Raw genomic sequence first — 12,643 nt, forward strand, 5'->3', positions numbered from 1 at the left:
GTCACGTCTGCGGCGGCGGCGCATCTGCGCTTCGCCTCCACACGCGCCGCCGCGCGTATGTAACGTGAATTGACAACCCAGCCACGGCGTTTTCTTGCCTGGATTGCTTCGTTCCCCCGTTTTGCCGTTTTGCATCAAGGGCCAACCCAGGCGTTGGCCCTTTTCATTGGCGCACCGGTTTGAAATGCGCGCTTACAAGTACTCACGTATTCCCGACGTTCCGGCCGATAAGCTGAATCATGTGCGTTACGGCATTGAACACTTCGAAGCCGCGCCGTAGCGACGCACTCGACGAGGAGGAACCACATGAGCATGAATTTCTGGAAGACCCCTGCACGTGCACTCGTGACGGCCATGATCGCCGGCGGTGCACTGGCGGGCGCCACGAGCGCCTTCGCACAGTCCGGTCCATCTATCCCGCACGCCGATTCGCAGCCGCAATACAGCGAAGCGCACATGATCCCGGTGGACGTACGGATGTCGATCGGCTGGCACGATAACCGCTATTGGGACGGACACCGCTACTGGGAACACGACGAATGGATGCACCATCATCCGCGCGACCCGGGTTCTCCGCATCGCCACGACGACCGCCGTATGCCGCCCCCGCCGCGTTACTGATCTGGTGAGCGCGCAACGGTCGCCGTACCGTGCGGCCGCATGCACCGAGGCCGGAAAGCAATCTGAAAGTAACGGTGTGTAATGTGCCCGCGTTGCTTCCCGGCGGACGGACAGGTACCTTATTGGTGCGTTTCGTTCCCCGGAACGCACGGTGTATTCTCATTGCCCCGGCCGGTAACGCCCGGGGCTTTTTTTGTCGTGCCTCGAAAATTTTTTTTCCACGTTGCGCATTATTTATGGTGCGCGTAACGTTGCAACGCCTCTTGAGAACAGGCGAGCCTTATTAGTCCCCGGTCGATGCTTTACGCGCCGTCCGGGGTTTTTTTTCGTCTGTTGTATGGGGCTCGCCACCGGATCTCACCGCCATGGCACACGGCAGCGGCTGGAATGAAGTTGACGGATCACCGGAGGAGGAGTCCGGCATCGCCCCAGCCGGAGCTAGATCCGTCAAGGCGAGGATTATCGGTGTTCGTGCGCAATACATCATCAGCGCTTCCCGCAAAGCTGAATAACAAAATCCGCAAAGATAGGGCCGGGGTATATAAAAGGGTCGCAGCCGTATCGGTTAACATGGCGTTTTCACCTGTAACGCCCGTTCTGTTTTGCCCACCTTTACGCTAGCCTCAACCGTCAGCGCGGAACTCGAGATCCGCAAAAGCCGCTTCATCGCCCACGCGATTCCGGTCGCCGACCGCGAAGCGGCCATGACCGAACTGAGCCGTCTGCGCAACGACCACCCGAGCGCCACGCACGTCTGCTGGGCGCTGCTCGCGGGCGGCCAATCCGGCATGTCCGACGACGGCGAACCCTCCGGCACCGCCGGACGGCCGATCCTCGAAGTCCTGCGCCATCACGATCTGGACGGCGTGCTGGCCGCCGTGGTGCGTTACTACGGCGGCGTAAAACTCGGCGCGGGCGGGCTCGTGCGCGCTTACACCGATGCGATTGCCAGTGCGCTGCAAGGCGCAACGCGCGTCGAACGCATTGCGCAGGCCCAACTGACCATCGAGCTCGGCTATCCGGACGAAGCGCGCGTGCGGCACTGGATCGAACAAACGCAAACGGTGCTTACCGATAGCCGCTACACCATGACCGTGCGGCTCACGATCCAGATGCCGGCCACCGCGATCGAAGGCGCGCGCGACGCCCTGCGCGATCTGACCCAGGGCCGCGCAGGTTTTCCCGAGCACGATTAAAACAACCCGCGAGCCTCGAATCGCGTTGCTTCGCGCGCGACGGCGCAATACCACACGGCACACTACACACGGCAGCGCGCGCACATCGCCTGCATGTGCGCGCGCCGCACGATGAGCCTTGGTCGAACCGCTTCAGACAGCGGAAATAATGACCTTCAGCGCCTGCGTGCGCGCCGCTTCGCCGAACGTTGCGTAGGCATCCATGATCTGGTCGAGCGTGAAGCGGTGCGTGACGAGCTTGCCCGGTTCGAGCCGCTTCGAGACGACGGTCGAAAGCAGCATGGGGGTCGTGTAGGTATCGACGAGACCCGTGGTGAGCGTGATGTTATGCGCCCACAGTCTTTCCAGGTGCAGATCGACCTTCGTTCCATGCACGCCCACGTTCGCAATCGTGCCGCCCGCGCCGACGATCGATTCGCAGACGGTAAAGGTTGCCGGCACACCGACCGCCTCGATCGCCACATCCACGCCGCGATTGCCCGTGAGCGCCATCACGCGCTCGACGGCATCGCCGCCCTTGCTGTTGACCACGTCGGTCGCGCCGAACTTCTTCGCGACTTCGAGCCGGTTGTCGTCGAGGTCGATCATGATGATGCGCCCCGGCGCGTAGAACTGCGCGGTCATCAACGCTGCAAGCCCGATCGGCCCTGCGCCGACGATCGCCACCGACTGCCCCGGCTTCACCTTGCCGTTGAGCACGCCGCATTCGAAACCCGTCGGCAGGATGTCGCTCAGCATGACGAGCGCTTCTTCGTCGACACCCTTGGGCAAGTGATAAAGGCTCGTATCCGCGTGCGGAATGCGGACCTTTTCGGCCTGCGTGCCGTCGATCAGATGGCCGAGAATCCAGCCGCCCGTCGTGCAGTGCGAGTACATCTGGCGGCGGCAATATTCGCACTTGCCGCACGAACTGATGCACGAAATCAGCACGGGATCGCCGACCTTGAAGTTGGACACGCTGTCGCCCACTGCTTCGACAATGCCGACGCCCTCGTGGCCGAGCGTCGTGCCGGGCTTCACTTCGGGCACATCGCCTTTGAGAATGTGCAGATCGGTGCCGCAGATCGTGGTTTTCGTGATGCGCACGATCGCATCGGATGGTTTATCGATCTTCGGCTCGGGTTTGTCTTCCAGTGACTTCTGCTGAGGCCCCTTGAACACCAGTGCTTTCATAACGACTCTCCTGGTTGCGACATGACGGGATGCAGCCGCGTGTGCGGCTAAACGGTGTGCGGCGCAAGGCGCGCAGGTAAAGAAGAGAAACGTGATGGGGATACATGCCGTATGACGACTACGCGACGCCTACGCAAGCTGAATCGAGAATAGCACGCTGATTCAGCACGACCTTATCCGTGCGCAGATAACATGCAATCACAGGCGTCGTCAGGATCATCGTATCGACGGCCGTCTACGTCACAATCCTTGCGCGCGACCCTCGTTGCAAAGCGCGTTCGCATCAGCATCGGTGCGCGCGCGCGGCGCCAGCGCGTGCCGGTAATGGTCGTAGACGCGTTCGCGTTCTTCGCGCGCAAGCGCGCGCTTTTCGACGAGCCGCAGCATGCGATGCCGATCGGCGCCGAGCATTGCGTAATAGCGTTCGGTATGCAAACGCTTGAAACGCACGTAAAACTCCGGGCCCGGCAGACCCGAGTCGGTCGCGAGCAGTGACGCGTAATCCGCCACGCGCAGCTCGCACAGCGCCGCAGCGGCGGCTTCGAGCAATGCATAGCGTTCGCGAAGCGGCACGTCCTGCGCAAAGAGCGCATGAAAGGCGCCGTACGACACGACGCCGCGCCTGCTCGCCGCGCGCCGCAACAACCGTTCCACCTTCAAGTCGAGTTCCGTGTTCATTCCGTCGGCCAAAAAACGGGGCGCGCACAAAGCGCACGGCCTGCAATCGCCGTGCATTCATCGCGCGCGCCCCGACAAGATCGAAAGAACCGGTCCGCTTCACGACAAGCGGTTTGCGAAACCGATATTCCGTTTCATTCCGTTTGAATAAAAATTGATCCGGAATCAGTATTCTGCCTGGAAATGCCGGATCATTCGCTGTAAGTGTTCATGCAAACAAGGCGCAATGATCTGTCGCATATTTTTTCGCATCGTGCCCGACGTTGCTCAAACGCAAATGCAACGCGCCACGCATCGTGACAAACCGATTAATCAGACAAAAAGCGAGCGGTTATGCATGAACGACCGTACACGCCATGCGGGCACGGAAAATAAAAGAAAGCGAAACGTATAGGGCCATTACCGATAATTCGTGCCGTTTCACTTTTTCCGTAGTGCACGATAATCTACAAGTCAAGCAGACTATTTTTTCTCAGGCTATACACATTCTCTACAAAAACAATTATTAATATTCGCTGAAGCACGCAATCGCGTGCCGCGAGCGCCCGCCAGGGGCGCGCACTTCGCCGTCCGCCACCGCTTGGCACCGTATGTCTCACGAATTGCCGGTGCAACGCCGTGGCAAGCAACAAGGCCCGCATGCAGGAACCCGGGTTTGAGGAGCGGCGTATCTGCACTGCCGCATGATCGAATCTTTCGTCGACGAGTGATCCCATGCTTACCCGAACCGAGGACTTGCCGAGCGTCACGAGAAGAATGGCTGCTGGCCAGATGCTGATCGATGGCGCGACGGTGAACGCTGTCGCAGATTCTCTGCATCTTTCGGCCCAGACCGTGCGCCGGTACAAGGTGATCGTCGAGGACGGCGGACTCGCCGCGCTCAAGCAGATGAGCGTGGGCGGGCGCCCCTCGGTGCTCGACCACGCCGCACTGTTCTGGATTGCGAGCGCACTGCACGGCTCCGCGCGCGAACACGGTTTTCCGAGCGACACGTGGACCAACAGCCGCGTGCGCGAGCTGATCAGCCGCCAGTTCGGCGTGCATTATTCGCGCGTCTATACGTGGCAGATCGTCTCGAACCTCGGCCTCGGCCATCGCCTGTCGAAATCGGCGCGCTGAATCTGGCGCGCTGACGTTCGCGACACACACGCCGCCGCGTTTCAGGTCGCGGCCTGCGGGTCCGTTTGCGCCGGTTCGACGCCGCCGCTCTCGCACTGCAGCGCGCCGCAATCATCCTGTTTCGCAACTGCAAACACAAACGCCGCGCCCAATACCGGGCGCGGCGTTTGTGCGAGTGCCGACTCGGTTCAATAGACTTCCGGCACGATCATGGTCTGCTCGACAGGCTGCCGGATGTAGTCGGGATGGTGGACACGCGCAGGCAGCGTCACGTGCGGATGCTCGATCTCCCGATACGGCACCTGGCTCAGCAAATGGCTGATGCAGTTCAGGCGCGCGCGCTTCTTGTCGACGCCCTGCACGACCCACCACGGCGCCTCGGGAATGTGGGAGCGCTGGAGCATCACTTCCTTCACCTGCGTGTACTGTTCCCAGTGGCTGCGGCTTTCGAGATCCATCGGGCTCAGCTTCCACTGCTTGAGCGGATCTTCGATGCGGCTCTGGAAGCGGATTTCCTGCTCTTCGTCGGTAATGGAGAACCAGTACTTGATGATCTGAATACCGCTTCGCACGAGCATCTTTTCGAACTCGGGCACCGAGCGGAAGAACTCCTCGTACTCTTCATCGGTGCAGAAGTTCATCACGCGCTCAACGCCCGCGCGGTTGTACCAGCTACGGTCGAACAGCACCATCTCGCCGCCTGCGGGCAAATGCTGGACGTAGCGCTGGAAATACCATTGCGTGCGCTCGCGGTTGTTCGGCGCGGGCAGCGCGGCGACACGGCACATGCGCGGATTCAGACGCTGCGTGATGCGCTTGATGACGCCGCCCTTGCCCGCCGCATCGCGGCCTTCGAAGATCACGACGAGCCGGTAGCCCGTATTGACGATCCAGTCCTGCAGCTTCACGAGTTCGCCCTGCAGGCGGATCAGCTCGTGGAAATAGACGCGGCGCAGTTCGCGCGCTGCGTCGGTGATCTGCAAACCCCGCTCCTGGAGACGGTCGTCGACTTCCATTTCGAGCTCTTCGTCGAAGGCGTCGATCAGTTCCTCGTCGAGGCGGCGGCGGCGATACAGCGCGGCGGCCTCCTGATCATGTTCGAGTTCTTTCATGGTGATTCTCCTGTTGCGATCGAATGGCAATCCAATCCTTTACGTCACGGCAATCGCGGCGGTCGCGGCGGCGACGGCGTCGCGCCACTATCCGCGTAATGGGTGTCATTCGTATGTATTACAGGCGTGGCAGGCACACGGAAGCGGCACACGCAGCCGCGTTGCGCAGCGTCATCCCAAGGGCTTGGCGAAGCTCAATTCGTGCCCGTCCGGGTCGCGCAGATGGAAGTAGCGTTCGCCCCACGGCGCATCCTGCGGCTCAAATTCGGGCGTCGCGCCCGCAGCCAGCGCCTGGCGGTAGAACGCATCCACATCGGAGACGTAGACGATCACGCGTCCCCAGCCTTCTACGGCGCCGGGCTGGCCTTCCAGCAGGTTCAGGTAGCTCGTCGCGCCGCCGCCCAGCACGAACGACGCGAAACCCGCCACGGTGTGCCCAGGCCGCTGCCGGAATCCGAGCGATTCGTAAAAGCGCACCGAGCGCCCGATTTCGCTGACGGTCAGCGTCACGGCGCTCAACGTTTCGATTCGCGCGGCCACCTCGTCCATGCCGGGTTCTCCCTGATCGCTTCGCCCCGAGGGGCGTTCGTGGTTGATTGCGCCGACTTTAGCAGCCTTTGGCGGCTCGCCGCCCTGGAGCCGCCGCGGCGCCCTCGCCCGCCGCTTTGGCCACGGCAGCCTTCTCTCCGGCAGCCTTCTCCCCAGCAACATTCGCCCCGACCGTCTTCGCCCCGGCAGGCGGCACCGACGGGCTCCAGGGCACCGTGGTCCAACCACCTCCGGGTGCATCGGGATCCTCTCCAACGCGTGCGCGCACGAAGTCGATATGCGTCTGCATCGCCGTGCGCGCCTCCTCGGGGCGCCGCGAGAGAATCGCATCGCACACCGTACGGTGCTGCTCCAGCAGCAGGACGGCAGCGCCCTCGGCCAGCTCGCGCAACCCTGTCCCGTTCATCGTGATGTGCTCGCGCAGCATGCCCAGCACGCTCGTGTGCAGATGCAGGAACATCGCATTGTGCGAGGCCTGCGCGATCACCTCGTGCAGTTTCGCGTCCGCGTCGGCTTCTCCGGTCTTGTCGCCCACCAGGTGCGCGTGCTCAAGGGCGTCCATCAGTGTGCGGATGCGCGCGAGATCTTCGTCGCTCGCGCGCAGCGCCGCGAAATAGGCCGTCGCGCCTTCCAGCACGCGGCGAAATTCGAGGATGTCGTCGCGCAGCGCCGGATGGTCGGCCACCAGTTGCCCCCACGGCGACGCAAAGCCCGTGCGCAACTGGTCGGTCACGAACACGCCCGCGCCCGGCCGGCTCTGCACGAGGCCGCGCGCCGCGAGCCGCTGGATCGCCTCGCGCACCGTGTTGCGCGCGACGTCGTAGCGCTCGGCCAGCACCCGCTCGGCCGGCAGCTTCGTGCCCGTGCGCCAGCTGCCGTCGAGCAGCGCCGTCTCCATCTGCCGCATCACGGCCTCGACGCGCCCACGCGCCCTGCCACTGTCCCTCATTGCCTCGTCCCCGGTCTCGTCGTGCCTTCGCCATCCGCCTTCGCCAACATCGCGCAGTAGCTGGTCCAACCAATTTGTGCCAAACGCTCAAATCGGGAATTATGCGCCCAAAGACGGCTTCGCCCTCGCTCGCGACGCCAATAACGGATGGAATCGGAGACATGAAGCCTCGGCAATATCCCACGGGCAAGCGCCCCACCGACGTATATCTGTTCGCAACCTGCCTCGTCGATCTGTTCGTTCCGCAGGCGGGCCTCGACGCAGTCAAGCTGCTCGAACGCGAAGGCATCACCGTCCACTTCCCGCGCGGCCAAAGCTGCTGCGGCCAGCCCGCCTGGTCGAGCGGCAACCCGCGCCAGGCGCAAGAGGTTGCACGCGCGCAGCTCGGCCTGTTCGACCAGCCCTGGCCCGTCGTCGTCCCTTCCGGTTCGTGCGCGGGCATGATGCGGCAGCACTGGCCGGCGCTGTTCGAAGAAGACCCTGAAGCCGCCGCGAAGGCCGCCGAACTGTCCGGACGCATCTACGAACTCACCGAGTTTCTCGTGCGCGTGCTGAAGATCGATCTCGGCGCACTGGGCGCCGCCACTGCCAGCACCAAGGAGAGCATCGTCCTGCACACCTCGTGCGGCGCGCGGCGCGAGATGGGCACGCGCGAGCACGGCGTCGAAGCCGTCGACGCGCTGCCCGGCGTCACGCGCGTCGAGCACGAACGCGAGTCCGAATGCTGCGGCTTCGGCGGCACGTTCTCGCTCAAGCACCCCGATATCTCCGGCGCGATGGTCGCCGACAAGCTCGCGTCCGCGGTCGCGACCGGCTGCGACCGGCTCGTGAGCGCCGACTGCGGCTGCATGCTGAACATCGGCCACGCCGCCGAGCACAAGGGCGCGCCACTCGCCGTCGAGCATATGGCGTCGTTCCTGTGGCGCCGCACGGGTGGAGACAAGGCATGAGCGAGAATTCCCAGGGCGCCCGCGCGCGCATCCTCGGGCGGCTGCGCACCTGCGCGCCCGACGCTGCGAACGTCGGCGCGGCCCATGCCGCCAATGCGCTCGACGAACACATCGACGCACATTTCACGCAGCGCCGCGTGCACGCGTCGCTCGCGCAAAACGTGCAGCAATTTAAGAGCATGCTCGAAGCGGTGCACGCCGACGTGTTCTGCCTCAGCGCCGACGCCTGGCCCGCCGAAATGGCGCGCCGTCTCGCCGAAGCGGGCGTGCGCCGGCTCGTGCTCGACACGTCCTGCGCCGAAGGCGCCGCGCTCGCGAGCGCCCTGCCCGAGGCCGTCGAGGCGCTGACGTATGCGCGGCCCATCGAAGCGTGGAAAACCGAACTCTTCGAGACGATCGACGCGGGCTTCACCGTCGCACGCTCCGGGCTCGCGGCGACCGGCACGCTGATCGTCGTCCCCGACGCGAATGCGCCGCGCACCGTCTCGCTCGTGCCGCCGCTGCACATCGCGCTGATTCACGCGAACACGCTGCACGCGGACCTGCACGCGGCGGTGGCCGCCGAGCGCTGGCGCGACGGCATGCCGACCAACCTCGTGATGATCTCGGGGCCGTCCAAGACTTCCGATATTCAGCAGACCACCGCTTACGGCGCCCACGGGCCGCGCGCGCTGTGGGTCGTCGTCGTGACCGGCGACGCGGCTGTCAACCCGCACGACACACAGCACAACACGCACGATAAAGGAGCCGCCCGGTGAGCACGCAAACGCACGCACAAGGCGGCACGGACGAGCAGAAGACGCTGCATTTCGTCCCCACGGCTGAATTTCGCGAGCGCGCCCGCGCGGCGCTCGACGATCCGCAACTGCGCAAGAGCTTCCGCGGCGCGATGGACTTCCTGCAAGGCAAGCGCGCCGCGCAGTTCCCCGACTCCGACGAACTCGAAGCGCTGCGCGACATCGGCGAAGCGGTGCGCCAGCACGCGCTCAAGCGCCTGCCCGAACTGCTCGAACAACTCGAAACGAATCTGCGCAGGAACGGCATCCAGGTGCATTGGGCCGAAACCGCCGACGAAGCGAACAGCATCGTCCACGGCATTGCGCAAAAGCACGCCGCCACGCGCGTCATCAAGGGCAAGTCGATGGCGAGCGAAGAGATCGAGCTCAATCACTACCTCGGCGAACGCGGCATCGCGTGCATCGAGTCGGACATGGGCGAGTACATCGTCCAGCTCGCGGGCGAGAAGCCCTCGCATATCGTCATGCCCGCGATCCACAAGACGAAGGGCGACATCGGGCATCTGTTCGAAGAGCACATCCCCAACACGACCTACACCGAGGACGTGGACGAACTGATCCAGACGGGTCGCCGCGCGCTGCGCCGCGCCTTCGCCTATGCGGACATCGGCATGTCCGGCGTGAACTTCGCCGCCGCCGATACGGGCACGCTCTGGCTCGTCGAGAACGAGGGCAATGGCCGTCTCTCGACCACCGTGCCCGACGTGCACATCGCGATCATGGGCATGGAGAAGGTCGTCGCGAAGCTCGAGCACATCGTGCCGCTGTCGAGCCTGCTCACGCGCTCGGCAACGGGCCAGCCGATCACGACGTACTTCAACCTGATCAGCAGCCCGCGCCGCAAAGGCGAGAAAGACGGTCCGCGCGAAGTGCACCTGGTGCTGCTCGACAACGGCCGCAGCCAGGCCTATGCCGACGAGCAACTGCGCGCGACGCTGCAGTGCATTCGCTGCGGCGCCTGCATGAATCACTGCCCGGTGTACACGCGCATCGGCGGGCACGCGTACGGCACGACGTATCCGGGGCCGATCGGCAAGATCATCTCGCCGCACCTGCTCGGCCTCGAGGCCACCGCCGATCTTCCGAGCGCGTCGAGCCTGTGCGGCGCATGCGGCGAAGTCTGCCCGGTGCGCATTCCGATTCCCGATCTGCTCGTGCGCCTGCGCACCGAAGCGAATCGCGCGCCCGACGAAGTCGTCGCGCATCCGCTGCGCGGCCAGGGCGCGAAACACAACAAGCGCGAGCAGTTCGTCTGGCGCTTCTGGAGCGGCGCGTTCGCGCATCCGCGCGCCTACCGCGCGCTGCGCTGGGCCGCGACGCGACTGCGCGCATTCACGCCCACGCAGCAAATGGGCTGGACGCAGCACCGCACACCGCTCACCCCCGCACCGCGCAGCCTGCACGACATGCTGCGAGATCGCAAACAGCCGGAATAACGGCAAAAAAGAAACCACGTGGCGCGCGGGCGATCCGGCTCGCGCGACCAACGTGTCGGCAGAGAAGGCAGAGAATTTAGACCCGCATCCTCGGAGGAGACCGAAGTGCAACCCTGGTACCAGACCTACACCCCACTCGGCAGTCTGTGGCTGTCCACGCTCGTGGCCGCCATCCCGATCCTGTTCTTCTTCCTCGCGCTTGCCGTATTGCGCCTGAAGGGCCACGTCGCCGCCGCGATCACGCTCGTGCTCGCACTGTGCGTCGCCATCTTCGCGTACGGCATGCCCGTGCGACAGGCGCTCGCCTCGGCGGGCTTCGGCTTCGCCTACGGCCTGTGGCCGATCGCGTGGATCATCATCACTGCGGTGTTCCTCTACAAGATCGTCGTGAAGACCGGGCAGTTCGAGATCATCCGTGCATCGGTGCTCTCGATCACCGACGACCAGCGTCTGCAGATGCTGCTGATCGGCTTCTCGTTCGGCGCGTTCCTTGAAGGCGCAGCGGGCTTCGGCGCGCCGGTCGCGATCACCTCGGCGCTGCTCGTCGGCCTCGGCTTCGAGCCGCTCTACGCAGCCGGCCTGTGCCTCATCGCGAACACCGCTCCGGTGGCGTTCGGCGCGATGGGCATTCCGATCATCGTCGCGGGCCAGGTGACGGGCATCGACCCGTTCCTCATCGGCGCGATGGCGGGCCGCCAACTGCCGCTGCTCTCGATGTTCGTGCCGTTCTGGCTCGTGTTCATCATGGACGGCAAGCGCGGCCTCAAGGAAACGTGGCCCGCAGCGCTCGTCGCAGGCGGCAGCTTCGCCGTGACGCAGTACTTCACGTCGAATCACATCGGACCCGAGTTGCCGGACATCACCTCGGCACTCGTGAGCCTCGTTGCGCTCGCATCGTTCCTCAAGGTGTGGCAGCCGAAGCGCGCAGCGCAGGCTTCGGGCGTGAACGTCAGCGGCGGCGCTGCTGCGCTCGGCGGCTTCGGCGGCAGCAATGGCGCTGCGGCGTCGAGCCGCAAGGCTTCGCCGTACAGCGGTGCGCAAACCCTGCGCGCATGGTCGCCGTTCCTGATGCTGACGGCCGTCGTCACCGTCTGGAGCCTGAAGCCGTTCAAGGCGCTGTTCGCGGCGAAGGGCGCGCTCGCCGGCACCGTGCTGAGCATCCACGTCCCCGGCCTCGACAAGCTCGTCATGCGCACCGCGCCGATCGTCGCGAAGCCGACCGCCTATGTCGCCGTGTTCAACTTCGACTGGCTCTCCGCCGTGGGCACCGCGATCCTGCTGACCGCGATCATCTCCACGATCGTGCTGCGCATGAAGCCGGGCGCCGCCATCGCCGCGTTCGTCGAAACGCTCGGCGAACTGCGCCGCCCCGTGCTCTCGATCGGTCTCGTGCTGTCGTTCGCGTTCGTCGCGAACTACTCGGGCATGTCGTCGACGCTCGCACTCGCACTCGCCGGCACCGGCGCTGCGTTCCCGTTCTTCTCGCCGTTCCTCGGCTGGATGGGCGTGTTCCTGACCGGCTCGGACACGTCGTCGAACGCGCTGTTCTGCTCGCTGCAGAACACCACCGCGCACCAGATCGGCGTGTCGAACACGCTGCTCGTCGCGGCGAACACCTCGGGCGGCGTGAGCGGCAAGATGATCTCGCCGCAGTCGATCGCCGTCGCCTGCGCGGCAACGGGCCTCGTCGGCAAGGAAGCATCGCTGTTCCGCTTCACCTTGCGCCATAGCCTGTTCTTCGCAACGATCGTCGGCATCGTCACGCTGATTCAGGCGTATGTGCTGACCGGCATGATTCCGCAGTAATACTGCGTAACGGAAAAACCGGCGGGAGCGCAATCGCGCTTTCGCCCCGCTTTTGCCCTGTTTTGCCCCGCATTGGCCCATCCGGCACAAGGCCGCCGCCCGCTCGCCGCGGGCAGCGGCCTTTTTCTTTGCGCGCAAATGAACTGCACCCCAAAAGTTGGACGCCGATCCAGCCTTTGGGGTGTTTTTCATGACGAAGTACGATGAGCGGTTCAAACAGAAGCTGGTCGACAGGCACCTGCGTGATGGGGTTGGCC

General features: G+C 64.4%; 11 protein-coding genes and 1 pseudogene. 7 read left to right on the forward strand and 5 right to left on the reverse strand.

Annotation, left to right across the window (positions count from 1 at the left end; translation table 11 throughout):
* The first annotated feature begins 306 nt into the window (after positions 1-306).
* Together EPN59_RS13325 and EPN59_RS13330 are read left to right on the forward strand one after the other, a co-directional pair.
* Positions 307-621, forward strand: a complete 315-nt coding sequence (locus tag EPN59_RS13325) for a hypothetical protein (RefSeq protein ID WP_363928560.1) — start codon at positions 307-309, stop codon at positions 619-621.
* Between the two features lie 602 nt (positions 622-1,223).
* Positions 1,224-1,817, forward strand: coding sequence for a YigZ family protein (locus EPN59_RS13330; RefSeq protein WP_293033874.1), 594 nt, complete (start codon positions 1,224-1,226; stop codon positions 1,815-1,817).
* 132 nt (positions 1,818-1,949) lie between these two features.
* Here the strand turns inward: EPN59_RS13330 and EPN59_RS13335 are convergent, their stop codons facing one another.
* Together EPN59_RS13335 and EPN59_RS13340 are read right to left on the reverse strand one after the other, a co-directional pair.
* Positions 1,950-2,990, reverse strand: a complete 1,041-nt coding sequence (locus EPN59_RS13335) for a zinc-dependent alcohol dehydrogenase family protein (RefSeq protein WP_293033873.1) — start codon at positions 2,988-2,990, stop codon at positions 1,950-1,952.
* A gap of 240 nt (positions 2,991-3,230) precedes the next feature.
* Entirely contained in the window at positions 3,231-3,668 is a 438-nt protein-coding gene (locus tag EPN59_RS13340) for a hypothetical protein (RefSeq protein ID WP_293033872.1), read from the reverse strand.
* 714 nt (positions 3,669-4,382) lie between these two features.
* On the opposite strand from EPN59_RS13340, the gene EPN59_RS13345 reads away from it, so the two are divergent.
* Positions 4,383-4,787: a helix-turn-helix domain-containing protein gene (locus tag EPN59_RS13345; protein ID WP_293033871.1), complete on the forward strand. Its 405-nt coding sequence runs from the start codon at positions 4,383-4,385 to the stop codon at positions 4,785-4,787.
* Positions 4,788-4,975: 188 nt separating this feature from the next.
* Here EPN59_RS13345 and ppk2 read toward each other — a convergent pair whose 3' ends face one another.
* The 3 genes and pseudogenes from ppk2 to EPN59_RS13360 form a co-directional block, all read right to left on the reverse strand.
* The gene (gene ppk2 / locus EPN59_RS13350; protein ID WP_293033870.1) at positions 4,976-5,899 is read right to left on the reverse strand and encodes a polyphosphate kinase 2; all 924 of its coding nucleotides are present in this window, start codon (positions 5,897-5,899) and stop codon (positions 4,976-4,978) included.
* A 171-nt stretch (positions 5,900-6,070) separates the two neighbouring features.
* Positions 6,071-6,448 (reverse strand): VOC family protein, encoded by a 378-nt coding sequence (locus tag EPN59_RS13355; protein ID WP_293033868.1) that lies wholly within the window; start codon positions 6,446-6,448, stop codon positions 6,071-6,073.
* 253 nt (positions 6,449-6,701) lie between these two features.
* Positions 6,702-7,355 (reverse strand): annotated as a pseudogene (locus EPN59_RS13360) (FCD domain-containing protein); the annotation flags it as partial.
* A 203-nt stretch (positions 7,356-7,558) separates the two neighbouring features.
* On the opposite strand from EPN59_RS13360, the gene EPN59_RS13365 reads away from it, so the two are divergent.
* The 4 genes from EPN59_RS13365 to EPN59_RS13380 all read left to right on the forward strand — a co-directional run bounded on the left by EPN59_RS13365 (position 7,559) and on the right by EPN59_RS13380 (position 12,386).
* A complete protein-coding gene (locus tag EPN59_RS13365; RefSeq protein WP_293033866.1) occupies positions 7,559-8,347 on the forward strand; it encodes a (Fe-S)-binding protein in 789 nt (262 codons plus the stop codon).
* Complete coding sequence (locus EPN59_RS13370; protein WP_293033864.1) at positions 8,344-9,105, forward strand: LUD domain-containing protein; 762 nt, start codon at positions 8,344-8,346, stop codon at positions 9,103-9,105. The genes EPN59_RS13365 and EPN59_RS13370 overlap by 4 nt, the downstream gene beginning before the upstream one ends.
* A 44-nt stretch (positions 9,106-9,149) precedes the next feature.
* Positions 9,150-10,580, forward strand: coding sequence for a LutB/LldF family L-lactate oxidation iron-sulfur protein (locus EPN59_RS13375; RefSeq protein WP_293033879.1), 1,431 nt, complete (start codon positions 9,150-9,152; stop codon positions 10,578-10,580).
* A gap of 105 nt (positions 10,581-10,685) precedes the next feature.
* Positions 10,686-12,386, forward strand: a complete 1,701-nt coding sequence (locus EPN59_RS13380; protein ID WP_293033862.1) for a lactate permease LctP family transporter — start codon at positions 10,686-10,688, stop codon at positions 12,384-12,386.
* Positions 12,387-12,643 lie beyond the last annotated feature (257 nt).

Source organism: Paraburkholderia sp. (assembly GCF_004298475.1).
GTDB classification, from domain to species: Bacteria; Pseudomonadota; Gammaproteobacteria; order Burkholderiales; family Burkholderiaceae; genus Paraburkholderia; species Paraburkholderia denitrificans.